Origin of the sequence: Pseudarthrobacter enclensis (assembly GCF_001457025.1) — a bacterium.
Lineage (GTDB): Bacteria > Actinomycetota > Actinomycetes > Actinomycetales > Micrococcaceae > Arthrobacter > Arthrobacter enclensis.
In genome coordinates, this window is the sequence record NZ_KQ758599.1 from 894,084 (window position 1) to 908,815 (window position 14,732).

The 14,732-nt window shown below is 68.4% G+C and carries 17 protein-coding genes; 13 read left to right on the forward strand and 4 right to left on the reverse strand.

Annotated elements, in window-relative coordinates; genetic code table 11:
• Positions 1 to 5 precede the first annotated feature (5 nt).
• The 6 genes from AS031_RS04055 (at position 6) to AS031_RS04080 (ending at position 5,831) form a co-directional block, all read left to right on the forward strand.
• Positions 6 to 311, forward strand: a complete 306-nt coding sequence (locus AS031_RS04055; RefSeq protein WP_058266809.1) for a DUF3253 domain-containing protein — start codon at positions 6 to 8, stop codon at positions 309 to 311.
• Between the two features lie 99 nt (positions 312 to 410).
• Positions 411 to 1,238 (forward strand): ABC transporter ATP-binding protein, encoded by an 828-nt coding sequence (locus AS031_RS04060; RefSeq protein WP_058266979.1) that lies wholly within the window; start codon positions 411 to 413, stop codon positions 1,236 to 1,238.
• Positions 1,220 to 2,791 carry a hypothetical protein gene (locus tag AS031_RS04065; protein WP_058266810.1) on the forward strand — a complete coding sequence of 524 codons (1,572 nt, stop codon included), beginning with the start codon at positions 1,220 to 1,222 and terminating at the stop codon, positions 2,789 to 2,791. The genes AS031_RS04060 and AS031_RS04065 overlap by 19 nt, the downstream gene beginning before the upstream one ends.
• A 28-nt stretch (positions 2,792 to 2,819) precedes the next feature.
• Positions 2,820 to 3,599: a glucosamine-6-phosphate deaminase gene (nagB, locus tag AS031_RS04070; protein ID WP_058266811.1), complete on the forward strand. Its 780-nt coding sequence runs from the start codon at positions 2,820 to 2,822 to the stop codon at positions 3,597 to 3,599.
• A gap of 109 nt (positions 3,600 to 3,708) precedes the next feature.
• A complete protein-coding gene (locus tag AS031_RS04075; protein ID WP_058266980.1) occupies positions 3,709 to 4,050 on the forward strand; it encodes a DUF3039 domain-containing protein in 342 nt (113 codons plus the stop codon).
• The gene (locus AS031_RS04080) at positions 4,050 to 5,831 is read left to right on the forward strand and encodes a DEAD/DEAH box helicase (protein WP_058266812.1); all 1,782 of its coding nucleotides are present in this window, start codon (positions 4,050 to 4,052) and stop codon (positions 5,829 to 5,831) included. The genes AS031_RS04075 and AS031_RS04080 overlap by 1 nt, the downstream gene beginning before the upstream one ends.
• Before the next feature lie 87 nt (positions 5,832 to 5,918).
• Here AS031_RS04080 and AS031_RS04085 read toward each other — a convergent pair whose 3' ends face one another.
• Genes AS031_RS04085 through AS031_RS04095 form a run of 3 tightly spaced genes read right to left on the reverse strand, consistent with a single transcriptional unit; the run spans position 5,919 to position 8,288 of the window.
• Positions 5,919 to 6,293 carry a nuclear transport factor 2-like protein gene (locus AS031_RS04085; RefSeq protein ID WP_058266813.1) on the reverse strand — a complete coding sequence of 125 codons (375 nt, stop codon included), beginning with the start codon at positions 6,291 to 6,293 and terminating at the stop codon, positions 5,919 to 5,921.
• A 33-nt stretch (positions 6,294 to 6,326) separates the two neighbouring features.
• A complete protein-coding gene (locus AS031_RS04090; RefSeq protein WP_058266814.1) occupies positions 6,327 to 6,950 on the reverse strand; it encodes an isochorismatase family protein in 624 nt (207 codons plus the stop codon).
• Between the two features lie 9 nt (positions 6,951 to 6,959).
• The gene (locus AS031_RS04095) at positions 6,960 to 8,288 is read right to left on the reverse strand and encodes a nicotinate phosphoribosyltransferase (protein WP_058266981.1); all 1,329 of its coding nucleotides are present in this window, start codon (positions 8,286 to 8,288) and stop codon (positions 6,960 to 6,962) included.
• A gap of 82 nt (positions 8,289 to 8,370) precedes the next feature.
• On the opposite strand from AS031_RS04095, the gene clpS reads away from it, so the two are divergent.
• The 6 genes from clpS to rdgB all read left to right on the forward strand — a co-directional run bounded on the left by clpS (position 8,371) and on the right by rdgB (position 12,697).
• A complete protein-coding gene (gene clpS / locus AS031_RS04100; RefSeq protein ID WP_058266815.1) occupies positions 8,371 to 8,733 on the forward strand; it encodes an ATP-dependent Clp protease adapter ClpS in 363 nt (120 codons plus the stop codon).
• Positions 8,726 to 9,292: a DUF2017 domain-containing protein gene (locus AS031_RS04105; protein ID WP_058266816.1), complete on the forward strand. Its 567-nt coding sequence runs from the start codon at positions 8,726 to 8,728 to the stop codon at positions 9,290 to 9,292. The genes clpS and AS031_RS04105 overlap by 8 nt, the downstream gene beginning before the upstream one ends.
• Before the next feature lie 105 nt (positions 9,293 to 9,397).
• Positions 9,398 to 10,429, forward strand: coding sequence for a glutamate racemase (murI, locus tag AS031_RS04110; protein ID WP_228379560.1), 1,032 nt, complete (start codon positions 9,398 to 9,400; stop codon positions 10,427 to 10,429).
• Positions 10,426 to 11,223, forward strand: coding sequence for an MBL fold metallo-hydrolase (locus AS031_RS04115; RefSeq protein ID WP_058266817.1), 798 nt, complete (start codon positions 10,426 to 10,428; stop codon positions 11,221 to 11,223). The genes murI and AS031_RS04115 overlap by 4 nt, the downstream gene beginning before the upstream one ends.
• A 68-nt stretch (positions 11,224 to 11,291) precedes the next feature.
• On the forward strand, positions 11,292 to 12,050 hold the full coding sequence (rph, locus tag AS031_RS04120; protein ID WP_045730582.1) for a ribonuclease PH: 759 nt from the start codon (positions 11,292 to 11,294) through the stop codon (positions 12,048 to 12,050).
• Positions 12,047 to 12,697 carry an RdgB/HAM1 family non-canonical purine NTP pyrophosphatase gene (gene rdgB, locus AS031_RS04125; RefSeq protein ID WP_058266818.1) on the forward strand — a complete coding sequence of 217 codons (651 nt, stop codon included), beginning with the start codon at positions 12,047 to 12,049 and terminating at the stop codon, positions 12,695 to 12,697. Before rph ends, rdgB begins: the two co-directional genes overlap by 4 nt.
• 92 nt (positions 12,698 to 12,789) lie before the next feature.
• Here the strand turns inward: rdgB and AS031_RS04130 are convergent, their stop codons facing one another.
• Positions 12,790 to 13,563 (reverse strand): DedA family protein, encoded by a 774-nt coding sequence (locus AS031_RS04130; RefSeq protein ID WP_176716507.1) that lies wholly within the window; start codon positions 13,561 to 13,563, stop codon positions 12,790 to 12,792.
• Positions 13,564 to 13,691: 128 nt separating this feature from the next.
• On the opposite strand from AS031_RS04130, the gene AS031_RS04135 reads away from it, so the two are divergent.
• On the forward strand, positions 13,692 to 14,702 hold the full coding sequence (locus tag AS031_RS04135) for a 3'-5' exonuclease (protein WP_058266819.1): 1,011 nt from the start codon (positions 13,692 to 13,694) through the stop codon (positions 14,700 to 14,702).
• Positions 14,703 to 14,732 lie beyond the last annotated feature (30 nt).

Here is a 14,732-nt window from a genome sequence, read left to right on the forward strand (position 1 = left end):
CCGTGATGGGCAGCCGCCAGGGCCCGCAGGATGCGGACAGGGACGCCGCAGGCAGCGGGACCGGGCCCCTGGGCCGGCAACTGGAGGCCACCATCCTGGAACTCTTGGCAGCCCGCTCCGCTGCCGCCACCATCTGCCCCTCGGATGCGGCCCGTGCCGCCGGCGGGGACAGCTGGCGGGAGCTGATGGAACCGGTCCGCGAGGCTGCGCGACGGCTGGTGGCATCAGGGGACGTCGAAATCACCCAGCGCGGATCCGTGGTGGATCCTGCCACGGCCAAAGGCCCGATCCGCATCCGGAAGGTGCGTTAGGCACACGGTGCCGCGACGCCGTCGTACGCCTTTTTTGCTATTCCGGGCTACTCCTCCGGGAGGACCCCACAGCCGGTGGCCTGGGGCTACTCTGGCATCATGACTGCTCCGCAACCCGGCCCGCCGCTTTCCGCAGGAGCCGGCCACGCCGGCTCCGACACCAGTTCCGCCGCCGTTCCGGCCCTGTCCATCCGGGGCCTTGCCAAGCGGTTCGGCAACAAGATCGCCGTGGACGGCATCAGCCTGGACGTCCCCGCGGGGTCCTTCTACGGCATCGTGGGACCCAACGGTGCCGGCAAGACCACCACGCTGTCCATGGCCACGGGCCTGCTGCGCCCCGACTTCGGCACGGCACTGGTGCATGGGGTGGATGTGTGGGCGCGGCCGCTGGAAGCGAAGAAACTGATGGGCATCCTGCCGGACGGCGTCCGCCTGTTCGACCGGCTGACCGGAGAGCAGCTGATCACCTATGCCGGGCTGCTGCGCGGCATGGACAAGGACGTGGTGGCGTCCCGGGTGGGTGAGCTGCTGGCCGCCATGGACCTGACCCAGGACGCCGGAACGCTGGTGGTGGACTACTCGGCGGGCATGACCAAGAAGATCGCCCTCGCCTCCGCCCTGATCCACGCCCCGCGGCTGCTGGTCCTGGATGAACCGTTCGAAGCCGTGGATCCCGTCTCTGCGGCGAACATCCGGTCCATCCTCGACAGCTACGTTGCCTCCGGCGGAACCGTGATCGTCTCCAGCCACGTCATGGACCTGGTGCAGCGGATGTGCGACCACGTGGCAGTGGTGGCCGGGGGTCGGCTCCTGGCCGCGGGCACCGTCGACGAGGTCCGGGGCGGCGCCTCGCTGGAGGACCGCTTCGTCCAGCTGGTGGGCGGCCGTAGCCACACGGAAGGGCTGGAATGGTTGCGCACCTTCTGAGGCTCAAGCTGGCCCTGCTCCGCAACGGACTGCGGCGCAGCCCCTGGCAGCTGGTGGGCATGGCCTTTGCGGGGCTGTACGCCCTGGGTCTGGTGGGAACCCTCGTGGTGGTCCTGGTCCTCCTGCGCACCGCGGACGTTGAACTTGCCCACACCGCCATCGTCCTGGGCGGTGCCGCGGCCGTCCTGGGCTGGGCCATCATCCCGGTGGTGGCCTCCGCCACGGACATGACCCTTGATCCCGCCCGCTTCACCACGTTCGCCATCCCCATGCGGCAGATGCTGGCCGGTTTGGCCCTGGCCGGCCTGGTGGGCATTCCGGGACTGGCGACGCTGCTGGTGGCCCTGGCCACTGTGGTGACCTGGTCCCGTGGCTTCCTGCCCGCCGTGGCAGCCCTTGCGGGCGCCCTGCTGGGCGTCCTGACCTGCGTGGTGGCCGCCAAGGTCGTCACCACGGCGACGGCCAGCGTGGCCGCGTCCCGGCGGTTCAAGGACGTCAGCGCGGTGGCCTTCATGGTGCCGCTGGTCCTGATGGGACCCATCGTTGCCGGCGTCGGCCGGGGCATCTCCGCCTCGGCGGAGTTCCTGCCGGAGTTCGCCAGGACGCTCTCCTGGACGCCATTGGGGGCTCCGTGGGCGCTCGCCGGCGACCTTGCCGCCGGGCGCCCCGGGCCCGCCGCGCTGAAGCTGCTGGTCTCGCTGGCCACCCTGGGCGTGCTGGCCTGGTGCTGGAAGATGCTGCTGCAGCGCGCACTGGTCACGCCGCCGTACTCCGGCGGCGGCAAACGGAAAGGCGGCCGGCTGGGGCTCCTGGGCGTCCTCCCGGCAACACCCACCGGCGCCGTCATGGCCCGGTCGCTGACGTACTGGCTGCGTGATCCCCGGTACTCCGGGTCCCTGGTGGTCATCCCGCTGCTTCCGGTCCTGCTGGTGTTCCAGGGTGCACAGACCGGAGATTACGCCAGCCTTGCCATGCTTGCGCCGCTGTCCGCCTTCATCCTGGCGTGGTCGATTTCCGCGGACGTCTCCTATGACAACACGGCCTTCGCGCTGCATGTCGCCACCGGTGTCAGGGGAGTGGCGGACCGGCTGGGCCGGGCACTGGCCTGCTGTGCCTTCGCCCTTCCCGTCGTCCTGGTCTTCGCCGTGGGGCACTCGGCACTGACCGGTGACTGGTCCGCCCTGCCCGGCCAGCTGGGCCTCAGCCTGGGGGTACTCTTCACCGGGCTGGGACTTTCGTCGGTGGTTTCGGCACGGTACACAGTGGCCGTGCCGCTGCCGGGGGACAGCCCGTTCAAGAAGCCGCCGGGCAACGTGGGCCAGACCCTCGCCGTCCAGTTCGGCGGCCTGCTGGTGCTGTTCATCCTGGTGCTGCCCCAGGCGGCCCTGCTGGTGGCCGGGCTTGTGACCGGCGATCCGTTGTTCGGCTGGATCAACCTGGCCGGCGGCACCGCCCTGGGCCTGGCACTGTTTGTCCTCGGTGTCCGGCTCGGCGGAAAATGGCTGGAGGCCCGCGGACCCGAGCTCCTGGCCCAGGTGGGCGTCAACCGGTAGGGAATCCGAGCAGGGTGGAGGCAGCAGCGTGGAAGTAGTCATCCTCGGCGGCAGCAGGCAGATCGGCCGGCTTGCCGCCGACGCGATCGAGGAACTGGTCACCCGCAAACCGGAGGCGGTGCTGGGGCTGGCCACAGGTTCCTCGCCGCTTCCGGTGTATGAGGAACTGGCGGCACGGCATGCGGCCGGGCTCGATTTCAGCAGGGTGTCCGGCTTTGCGCTGGACGAATACGTCGGGTTACCGGAGGGCCATGCGGAATCGTACCGGAACGTCATCCGGCGCGAGTTCACGGACCGGATCAACATTGATCCCGCCAATGTCCATTCACCTGAGGGCTCCGCAACGGACATTCCGGCGGCCTGCGCAGCCTACGAGTCCGCCATCACCGCAGCGGGAGGCGTGGACCTGCAGCTGCTCGGGGTGGGGACCGACGGCCACATCGGCTTCAACGAACCCGGGTCATCGTTCGCCTCGCGCACCCGCATCAAGAGCCTTATCGAGCGGACCCGCCGGGACAACGCCAGGTTCTTCAACAGCCTCGCGGAGGTGCCGCACCACGTGATCACCCAGGGCCTGGGCACCATCATGGATGCGCGCCACGTGATCCTGATCGCAACAGGGGCGCAAAAAGCCCAGGCGGTGCGGGACTTCGTGGAAGGACCCGTCGCGGCCATCTGCCCGGCTTCGGTCCTGCAGTTCCATCCCCATGCCACTGTCCTGGTGGACGAGGCCGCCGCCTCGGCCCTGAAACTCGCTGATTTCTACCGTCACACCTACGACAACAAACCGTCCTGGCAGGGGCTCTGACCGCTCCCGCCGCACCGTCCGGCAGCCTGTGAAGGGGTGGCGTCCGGCCGGCACCGGCCCCCGGAACTGGCGTGCCGCCGTCGAACGTCCCGGCTGCGGAAAGGCTAAGATGGTTGGCATGACTAGCATGACGGACCCTCTCGAAAACGACCCGATGCGCGAGCTTTCCGGGGCTGGAACGTCCACGGCCACCATTGAGCGCGAGGAACTGCGCGAGGAGCTCGAACCGGGGGACCGGGAGCGCTTTGCGCACTATGTGCGCAAGGAAAAGATCATGGAGTCCGCGATGACCGGTGAGCCCGTCATCGCCCTGTGCGGCAAGGTCTGGACGCCGGGCCGGGACCCGAAGAAGTTCCCGGTGTGCCCCACGTGCAAAGAGGTCTACGAGGGCCTGCGCCCGGGCAATGACGGCGGCAAGGGTCCCGGAGGGGACTCAGGCAGCAACAAGTAGTGACGGAGACGCTCTTTGGCGGCCCCACCCTGCCCCCGGCCTACCCGGAACGCGCAGCCTGGGGAACCGCCCCGAAACTCCGTGCCTGGCAACAGGAAGCCCTTGATCTCTACCTGAAGAACGGCCCGCGCGACTTCCTCGCCGTGGCAACACCGGGAGCAGGCAAGACCACCTTCGCGCTGCGGATCGCCTCCACGCTGATCGATTCCGGCGCGGTGAACCGGGTCACCATCGTGGCCCCCACGGACCACCTGAAGCGCCAGTGGGCAGATGCCGCCGCAAAGGTGGGCATTGCCATCGACCCCAACTTCAAGAACTCCGACGGCCAGCACGGCCGCGGCTTCATCGGCGTCGCCGTCACCTACGCCCAGGTGGCCAGCAAGCCGATGCTGCACCGTGCCAAGACCGAGGCCGCCCGGACCCTGGTCATCCTCGACGAGATCCACCACGGCGGCGAGGCGCTCTCCTGGGGCGACGGCCTCCGCGAGGCTTTCGATCCGGCGGCGCGCCGGCTGGCCCTGACCGGAACACCGTTCCGCTCGGACACCTCGCCCATCCCGTTCGTGGAGTACGCCGAGGACCGCGACGGCATCCGCCGGTCCCGGGCCGACTACACCTACGGCTACGGCAACGCGCTCCGGGACCACGTGGTCCGGCCGGTCATGTTCATGGCCTATTCCGGCCAGATGCGCTGGCGGACCAGTGCCGGTGAGGAGATGGCGGCGTCCCTGGGCGAGGCCGCGGTGACCAAGGACATCACCAGCCACGCCTGGCGGACCGCCCTGAACCCCGCGGGCGAGTGGATCCCGGCGGTCCTGGCGGGCGCGGACCGGCGGCTCAGCGAGGTCCGGCGCACGGTTCCCGACGCCGGCGGCCTGGTCATCGCCACCGACCACGAAGACGCCCGCGCGTACGCCGGGCAGCTGAAGAGGATCACGGGCGAATCGCCCACCGTCATCCTCTCCGACGACGCCAAGGCCTCCAGCAAGATCGAAGAGTTCTCCGCGGGGGACAAGCGCTGGATGGTGGCAGTGCGCATGGTGTCCGAGGGCGTTGACGTGCCCCGGCTGTCCGTGGGTGTCTACGCCACGTCCACGTCCACCCCGCTGTTCTTCGCCCAGGCCGTGGGCCGTTTCGTGCGTGCCCGCAAACGCGGCGAGACCGCCTCGGTGTTCCTGCCGTCAGTGCCGCAGCTGATGGCGCTGGCCAACTCCATGGAGATGGAGCGCGACCACGCGCTGGACCGGCCGGAGAAGGAAGACGGCGACGGCCTGTTCACGCCCGAGGACTCGCTGATGGCCGAAGCCAACCGCGAGGACAAAGCGTCGGACAGCCTGACCAAGGGCAAGTTCGAGGCACTGGATTCGCAGGCCTCCTTCGACCGGGTCCTGTTCGACGGCGGCGAATTCGGCACCGGCGGCGAGGTGGGGTCCGACGACGAGATGGACTTCCTGGGCATTCCCGGCCTGCTGGATGCGGAGCAGGTGGGTATGCTCCTGCGCCAGCGCCAGCATGAGCAGTTGAACCGGAGGAACAGGAAGGCCCCTGCCGCCACCGACAGTGCCGTTCCGTCAGTACCCGACCACCGGATGCTGATGGACCTGCGCAACGAGCTGGCCAAGAACGTAGCGGCCTGGGCGGCGCGCACCGGCACCCCGCACGGCGTGGTGCACACCAAGCTGCGGACCGTGTGCGGCGGACCGGCAGTGGCGCAGGCCAACGAGGAACAGCTCCAGGCACGGCTGCGGAAGCTCCAGGACTGGTTCATCGGCCGCAAGTAGCGTGTCCTTGAACTGCAATGGCCGGGCCCGAAGGCCCGGCCATTGCCTTTTCAGTTGGCAAAGCCTGGAGTAAATCCCGTTCCGGGGTCAGCTGTCCTGGGTTTCGATGCAGTAGCTCCGCAGTTCCACGACCTTCGCTGTCTTGGACGCACCGGCGAAACGGAAGGTGTGGCTGAAGGCGACGCGCCTGGAGCCGGCTTCGAGGTAACCGTCACAGGACGCCAGGCGGCCATGGGTGATGACCGAGATGACCTGCACGCGTTCAGGCGTGAACGGTGGCATCGCTTGTCCCGCGGCCCCTGGTCCGCTGTGGATGCCTGCGCCGACGACCGTCCAGCGGGCGTCGTCGGAGAGCCATAGGGAGAGGGCCGCCGCGTCTCCCGCCGCCCACTTGACGGCAAAGTCCCCGACAATACCGAGCCGGGGCGCATTGCCGCAGTCGGAGGGCATCGTAATCTTCAATGGTTTCCCCTTTAATGTCCCTGCGGTGCGGTCTCAGGCGACGTCGACGCCGCCCAGTTCCATCTCGGCGACGGCCTCCTCAAGGTCCTCTGCGATGCCCGCGGTCAGGGAACGCAGCACCGTGACCGAGTAGCCCGCCTGGACAGCGTCGAGGGACGTGGCCAGGACACAGTAGTCGGTGGCAATGCCCACCACTACGACGTCTTCGACGTCGTGGCTCTGCAGCCAGTCGTCCAGTCCGATGGCGTCCTCATCCGCCTCGCCGGCGTCAGGTCCAGCACCGGGCTGGCGCTCCCCGGTGGGTACCGCGTCCTCCGGGGCCAGGAGTCCTTCGAATCCCGAGTACGCGGCGGCGTACTGGCCCTTCCGGAAGTACGCCTGGATGTACTCGGTGTCCAGGTCCGGGTGGAGTTCCGCGCCGCGGGTCCCGGCGACGCAGTGCGGCGGCCAGCTGTCCTTGAAGTCGGGGTGGTCGGAGAAATGCCCGCCGGGGTCGATGTGCCAGTCCTGGGTGGCCACAATGTGGTCGAATTCGTTGTGGTGGGCGTCGATGTATTCACTGATGGCCCCGGCCACGGCTGCGCCGCCTTCGACAGCCAGGGAGCCGCCCTCGCAGAAGTCGTTCTGGACATCGACGATGATCAGTGCGCGTGACATCAGTCCTCCTCAGTTTTCTTCGTAGAAAGTGGGGATCGCCGCTTCGCCGCGCTGCAGCCGGTTGACCACCGGCGGCAGTTCAGCCATGGATTCGGCGTGCCGGCGGCTGGCCCGCTGCACCGCTTCCGCCCCCGTCCAGCCGGGCAGCAGTTCGCCGTTCTTCATGAACTGCTGGAGCAGCGGGCGGTCATTGCCGTCATCCTCTGGCCGGTGTCCCACGCCCACCACCTCCGCGGTGGCGGTGCCGCGGCTGTCCAGCTTCCGCAGTGCGTACTTGCGGCCGCCTACGCTCGCCTTGTTCTTGGCGGCCTTGGCCACCGAAACGAACTCGCCGTCGTCGTCCGTCCTGCTGACCAGTTTGTAGACCATGCTGGCCGTCGGCGCCCCGGAACCCGTCACCAGCGACGTGCCGACGCCGTAGGCGTCCACCGGTGCGGACTGAAGGGCAGCGATGGCGTATTCGTCCAGGTCCGACGTCACCACGATCTTGGTCTGCTCGTTGCCGAGGTCGTCCAGGAGCCGGCGCACCCACTGCGCCTGGGCCACCAGGTCGCCGGAGTCCAGGCGGACCGCGCCCAGCTGCGGACCGGCAATGTCCACCGCGGTCCGGACGGCCTGTTCGACGTCGTACGTGTCCACGAGCAGGGACGTGGAAGCGCCCAGCGACGCAATCTGTGCCTCGAAGGCCTCGCGTTCGGTGTCGTGGAGGAGCGTGAAGGAGTGGGCTGCGGTGCCCACCGTCCGGATGCCGTACCGGATGCCCGCTTCGAGGTTGGAGGTGCTGCCGAACCCGGCGATGACGGCAGCGCGCGCGGCCGCAGCCGCCGCCTCCTCATGGGTGCGCCGCGATCCCATTTCGATGCAAGGGCGGCCGCCGGCGGCGCTGACCATGCGGGAAGCGGCCGAGGCGATGGCGCTGTCGTGGTTAAGCACGGAAAGGATGTAGGTCTCGAGCATGCACGCCTCGGCGAAGGTGCCCTCGACAATGAGGATGGGGGAGTTGGGGAAGTACGCCTCACCCTCCGCATAGCCCCAGATGTCGCCGGAGAACCGGTAGGAGGCCAGGTACTCAAGGGTCTGGCTGTTCACCACGTTGGTGCGGGACAGGAAGTCCAGCTCAGCGTCGCCGAAACGGAAGTTCGCAATGCCCTCCAGCAGCCGGCCCGTGCCCGCCACGATGCCGTAGCGGCGGCCGTCCGGGAGCCTGCGCGCAAAGGCCTCGAACACCGACTTGCGGTGGGCGGCCCCGGAATGGAGCGCCGCCTGCAGCATGGTCAGCTCGTAGTGGTCTGTATAGAAGGACGTGCGGGGATGCTCCCAGCCGGCGGAGGTACTCACGAAAATCACTCTAATACCCACCGTCTCCCACGTCTCGCTTCGCGTCGCGGCGGGGCCCCAGCACGCCCCATAGAATGGACAGATGACCATAAGCGTTGCGCCCGGCCCTGACACGCGGGAGGGCATCCGGACCGGAACAGCGGAATCCACCGATTCCCTGGCCGCCCCGGACATTCCCTGGAACCTGGTGATCTGGAACGATCCCGTGAACCTCATGAGCTACGTCAGCTACGTCTTCCAGAGCTATTTCGGCTACCCAGAAAGCAAGGCCAACAAGCTCATGATGGAGGTCCACAAGAAGGGCCGCTCCATCGTGGCGCACGGCAGCAAGGAGCAGGTGGAGCGCCACGCGGTGGCCATGCACGGGTTCGGGCTGTGGGCCACCGTGGAGAAGGCATCAGGGGCAGCCGGCACTTCCGGCAGGGGCAAGGGGAAGCGTGGCTAAGGCATTCAAGTACGGGCTCAAAGGCATCACCGGATTCCTCGAACCCACTGAACGGGAACTGCTGCGCAGCCTCATCGACGACGTCATCTCCATGCTGGAACCGGCTGAACGCGAAGGGCAGGATCCGCTGGCCGCACTGATCGGCCTGGACATGGACGTCGCGGAGCCCACGGACCGGGCCGTCAAACGGCTGCTGCCCAACGTCGTCAAGGACGACGGCGCCGCGTCACTGGAGTTCCGCCAGCTCACCGAGCGCTCGCTCCGGGAAACGAAGATCGGTGCCCTCCGAGCCGCCGCGCTGGACCTGGACAAGGACGAGATCGTGCTGACGCCGGAGGGCGCAAAACACTGGTCGATGGCCTTGAACGATGTCCGCCTGGTGCTGGCCGAACGGCTGGACATCCGTGACGAGGAGGACGCCGAGCACGTCCACCGCATGCAGGACTGGTCCCAGGCCGAGGACGTGGAGAGCTACCTGGCGCTCGTGTACAACTTCACTACCTGGCTGCAGGAATCCCTGGTGCAGGCCATGCTGCAGTCGATGGAAACGCGCCGTTGAGCGGCGGCCGACACGCCGGCAGGACGCCTTGTGACACAGCAGACATGAGTTGCGGGCCACAACATGATGGCTGAGGGTCCGGGGAGCACCTATTCTCGAATAATCATGACTACAGCCTCGAGCAAGGAACCGTCGGCGGATGCCGGGCAGGCACCGGCAGCCAGTGACCTTCCGGCAGCAGCCCTGGAATCCCGGCCCATCGGCGTCTTCGATTCCGGCGTCGGGGGACTGACCGTTGCCCGCTCCATCATCGACCAACTGCCCAACGAGTCCATCCTGTACGTGGGCGACACCGCGCACGGACCCTACGGGCCGCTTCCCATCGCCGAGGTGCGTGCCAACGCGCTCGGCGTGATGGACGAACTGGTGGACTCCGGCGTGAAGCTGCTGACGATTGCCTGCAATTCGGCGTCGGCAGCGGTGCTCCGCGATGCCAGGGAACGGTACACGGCCAAGTACGGCATTCCCGTCATCGAAGTAATCCAGCCGGCCGTCCGGCGCGCCGTGGCCGCCACCCGTTCCGGGAAGGTCGGCGTGATCGGGACCTCCGCAACCGTTGGTTCCCGCGCCTATGATGACACCTTTGCCGCGGCTCCGGACCTGGAGATCACCTCCGCGGCCTGTCCGGAGTTCGTCAGCTATGTGGAGGCCGGGATCACCACCGGCCCCGCGCTGCTCGCCGTGGCCGAGGAGTACCTGGCGCCGCTCAAGGCCGCCGGGGTGGACACCGTGGTGCTGGGCTGCACCCATTACCCGCTGCTGACCGGCGTGATCTCCTACGTCATGGGCGCGGATGTGACCCTGGTGTCCAGTGCCGAGGAGACAGCGAAGGACGTCTACCGTGCCCTCGCCACCAACGACCTCCAGCGCACGGACGCCACCCCGCCCGAACACCATTTCGTGGCCACCGGCGACGCCGCGCAGTTCGAAACCCTGGCACGACGGTTCCTGGGCCCGGAGGTCCTGTCCGTCCGGCACGTGGACCACGTCGCCGCGCAGTACCCCACGGGCAGCCTGGCCCGCATCACGCCGGAAATGATCGCGGCCGCGCAGGCGGCCCGCAGCCGTCCCCGCATTTCCAACTTCGTGGGCAACGGACTCGCCGACGCCGGCCGTTCCGGAGGTTCCGGCCTGTGAAGCTCACCATTGTTGGCTGCACCGGTTCGTTTCCCGGCCCCGGGTCGCCGGCGTCGTGCTACCTCCTGACCGCCACGGACGGGGAACGGACCTGGAAAGTGGTCATGGACCTGGGCAGCGGTGCGCTGGGCGCCATCCAGCGCTACACCGACCTGGAGGACATTGACGCGATTTTCCTCACCCACCTGCACCCGGACCACTGCATGGACCTGTGCGGCCTGCACGTTGCCGTCCGCTGGAAGCCCGGCGGGTGGGACCGCGGCCGCATCCCCGTGTGGGGCCCGGCTGCCACGGCGGACCGGATGGCCACCGCCTACGGGCTGGACCTGGACCCCGGGATGCATGAGGAATTCGACTTCACCAACTGGAGTGAGCGCCGCCCGGTGACGGTGGGTCCGTTCACGGTGACCCCGTTCGCGGTGAACCATCCCGTGGAGGAAGCGTACGCCCTGCGGGTTGAGGTGGTGGAGCCGGACAAGGAAGGCAACCCGGTGTCCCGGGTCCTGGCCTACTCGGGGGACACCGACTCCTGCGCCGGGCTGGAGGACGCTGCCAGGGATTCCGACTTGTTCCTCTGCGAGGCAGCCTTCGAGGAAGGCCGCGACGACGGCATCAAGGACGTACACCTGACCGGCAAGCGCGCCGGCGAGGCCGCCGCGGCAGCCGGAGCGCGCAGGCTGCTGCTGACGCACATCCCGGTCTGGACGTCGCAGACCACCGTCATGGCCGAGGCGCGGCCGGTTTTCCCGGGCGACGTCGCCGTGGCGGTGGCAGGGGTGCACTACACCATCTAGCTGCGGTCCTGCCGGGTGCACGGCGTGCGGGCGGACCGGCACCGGCCGCCACTCGATAAGCTAAAGGCATGACTTCTGAAGCAACTGCAGTGCCCATTGTGCGCGCCGACGGCCGCGCCCCCGACCAGCTCCGGCCCATCAGCATCACCCGCGGATGGTCCAACCAGGCTGAAGGCTCGGCGCTGATCGAGTTCGGCAACACCAGGGTCCTGTGCACCGCTTCCCTCACCGCCGGTGTTCCCCGCTGGCTCAAGGGCGAAGGCCGGGGCTGGGTCACCGCCGAATACGCCATGCTGCCGCGGGCCACGAACACCCGGTCGGACCGCGAGTCCGTCAAGGGCAAGATCGGTGGCCGCACGCACGAGATTTCCCGGCTGATCGGCCGCTCCCTGCGCTCCATCATCGACACGAAGGCGCTGGGCGAGAACACCATTGTGCTGGACTGCGACGTTTTGCAGGCCGACGGCGGGACGCGCACCGCGGCAATCACCGGCGCCTACGTGGCCCTCGCCGACGCCATCCGGTTTGCCCGCGACAACAAGCTCATCGCCCGGAACGCCCAGCCCCTGATCGACACCATCGCCGCGGTGTCCGTCGGCATCATCGACGGCGTCCCCATGCTGGACCTGCCCTACGTCGAGGACGTCCGCGCCGAGACCGACATGAACGTTGTGGTCACCGGCTCCGGGAAGTTCGTTGAGGTGCAGGGCACGGCCGAGGGCGCCCCCTTCGACCGGGACGAACTGAACCAGCTGCTGGACCTGGCACTGCTGGGCACCACCCAGCTGGCAGCCATCCAGCGGGAAACCCTGGCGGACACCCTGTGAGCAGCACACAGCCGCGGCTGGTGCTCGCCACGCACAACAAGGGCAAGCTGCGCGAACTCCGCGAACTGCTGCGCGGGCAGGTGCCCGGGCTCGACGTCGACACCCAAGTGGTGGACGCGGCCGCGGCGGGTGCCCCGGACGTCGTCGAAAGCGGCGTGACCTTCGCCGAGAACTCCCTCCTGAAGGCACGTGCGGTGGCTGAAGCAACGGGCCTGCCGGCGATTGCCGACGACTCCGGACTGGCCGTGGACGTCATGGGCGGAGCCCCGGGCATCTTTTCCGCCCGGTGGTCCGGCAGCCACGGTGACGATGCCGCCAACCTGCAGCTGCTGCTCAGCCAGCTCTCCGACGTGCCGGACCAGCACCGCGGTGCGGCGTTTGTCTGCGCAGCGGCCCTGGCGATGCCGGCGTCGGACGGCGAACCCGGCCGCGAAGTGGTGGAATACGGCCAGCTGGAAGGCGTCCTGCTCCGCGAACCGCGCGGTGACGGCGGCTTCGGCTACGACCCCGTCCTGCAGCCGGCCGGGGAGGACCGCAGCTGTGCCGAGTTGTCGGCGCCGGAAAAGAACGCCATCAGCCACCGGGGCAAGGCGTTCCGCGCCCTGCTGCCGGCCATCGTGCAGGCCCTGGCGGACACGCCCGGCTGACCCCGGCACCGGTCGGCGTCCACCTCCCGGCCGGGCGCAGCAAAAAGGTGCGGTTCCCCTGACGGGAACCGCACCTTTTTGCTTTGCGCCGACTACTGGTGGCGGGGGGTCTTGTGCTCCGACTCCGGGGCGTGCTCCTCGATGAACTCGTCCACCGGGTCAGTGCCGTACGCCTTCGCCTGGCGCTTGGCGGACAGGCCGCGGAGGAACTCCACGCCAATCGGCAGCACGGACACCAGGACGATGGCGATGAAGATGATGTCGATGTTGTCGCCCACCCAGGTGAACTGCCCCAGCCAGGCGCCCAGGAGGGTTACGCCGCCGCCCCACAGCAGCGCGCCGATGACATTGTAGAGGAAGAATTTCTTCTTGTCCATCTGGGCGACCCCGACAATAACCGGGACGAACGTGCGGATGATGGGGACGAAACGGGCCAGGATCAGCGCCTTGCCGCCGTGCTTTTCGAAGAAGGCGTGGGCGCTTTCCACGTTCTCCCGCTTGAAGAGCCGGGACTCCGGCTTGTTGAAGATGGCGGGGCCGGCCTTGGACCCGATGAGGTAGCCGGTCTGGTTGCCGATGATGGCCGCCACGATGATGAGCCCGCACATGGCCCACAGGTTGAACTGGATTGCCCCGGTGGCCACCAGAAGGCCGGCGGTGAACAGCATCGAATCACCGGGCAGGAAGAACCCCACCAGCAGGCCGGTCTCGGCGAAGACTATGCCGCACACCAGCAGCACCACCCACGGGCCCAGGGGCGAGTCGCGCAGGAATACATCCGGGTTCAGCCAGTCGGGCAGGAAGGACGCCAGCTGCGGCTGGACCGGTCCCGCGCCGCCCAGCATGGACACGGCAAGGTCGTTCATCAAGGGGAAGTTCACCTTTCAAGGGTACTTGACCTGCCTGTGCCGGGCTGCCCGGAAACCGCCGGAAGCGGTCCACTGCCGGGAGCGGCTGCCCGTGCCGGGCGGCTTCCGGCGGTAAGGTGTCACCCGTGGGTTTGGACTTTACGGCGATCGATTTCGAAACGGCGAACGGCTTCAGGGGCTCGCCCTGCGCAGTGGGGCTGACAAAGGTCCGCGGCGGCAGGATCGTCGAGGAGGCGTCCTGGCTGATGCGGCCGCCCGCGAACCACGACCACTTCGACTTCCACAACGTGCGCATCCACGGCATCAGCGCCGGGGACGTCGCCGGCCAGCCCCGCTTCGGCGACCTGTTCCCGGAAATCGGTGCCTTCATCGGTGACGACGTGCTCGCGGCCCACAACGCTGCGTTCGACCTTGGCGTGATCCGGTCGGCCCTGGAGGTGTCCGGCCTCCCGGGCCCCGCGTACGACTACGTGTGCACCGTGATGCTGTCGCGGCGCTGCTATTCACTGGTCTCCAACTCGCTGCCCTTCGCCGCCGAGGAAGCGGGGGTGCCGCTGGTCAGGCATCACGACGCCGGGGAGGACGCCCGTGCCTGCGCAGGCATCCTTATCGACATCGCCCGGCGGAACGGCGCCAACAGCCTGGCCGAGCTCTACCTCTCGCTGGGACTGGCCATGCCGCGCCAGCAGGCATTCGATCCCGCCGTCGACCCGCTGTCGAAGCAGAGCCTTACCGCCCTTGCCGGCGGCTCGGCGAACGGTGCAGCCCTGGTCCGTCCGTTCCAGGCGGGCTGGCCGGAGGAAGGGATCAACCCCGAGCCCAACCCGGACGCCGAACCCGGGCATCCCCTCTACGGGCAGACCGTGGTGTTCACCGGGCAGCTCTCCATCGCCCGGCCCGAGGCCAAAGCCAGGTCCGCCGACATGGGCGCGCGGACCGAAAGCAGGGTCACCGGCCGCACCACCGTCCTGGTGGTGGGGGACGGGTTCGTGGCCTCGGACCTGCGCTCGGGGAGGCTGACCGGCAAGGCGCGCCGGGTCCTGGAACTGCACGAGCGGGGACAGGCCATCGAGGTGCTGTCCGAAGGTGAGTTCCTGCAGATGGTGGGAAGCATGGCGGGCGCCGCGGCACTGTAGGACCGGCCAGGATTTACCGGCCCATGGTCA

Coding starts and splice junctions, on each gene's coding strand:
- AS031_RS04055 (WP_058266809.1), top strand. CDS start 6: ATGGGCAGCCGCCAGGGCCCGCAGGATGCGGACAGGGACGCCGCAGGC.
- AS031_RS04060 (WP_058266979.1), top strand. CDS start 411: ATGACTGCTCCGCAACCCGGCCCGCCGCTTTCCGCAGGAGCCGGCCAC.
- AS031_RS04065 (WP_058266810.1), top strand. CDS start 1,220: ATGGTTGCGCACCTTCTGAGGCTCAAGCTGGCCCTGCTCCGCAACGGA.
- AS031_RS04075 (WP_058266980.1), top strand. CDS start 3,709: ATGGTTGGCATGACTAGCATGACGGACCCTCTCGAAAACGACCCGATG.
- AS031_RS04090 (WP_058266814.1), bottom strand. CDS start 6,950: ATGTCACGCGCACTGATCATCGTCGATGTCCAGAACGACTTCTGCGAG.
- clpS (WP_058266815.1), top strand. CDS start 8,371: ATGACCATAAGCGTTGCGCCCGGCCCTGACACGCGGGAGGGCATCCGG.
- murI (WP_228379560.1), top strand. CDS start 9,398: ATGACTACAGCCTCGAGCAAGGAACCGTCGGCGGATGCCGGGCAGGCA.
- rph (WP_045730582.1), top strand. CDS start 11,292: ATGACTTCTGAAGCAACTGCAGTGCCCATTGTGCGCGCCGACGGCCGC.
- AS031_RS04130 (WP_176716507.1), bottom strand. CDS start 13,563: ATGAACGACCTTGCCGTGTCCATGCTGGGCGGCGCGGGACCGGTCCAG.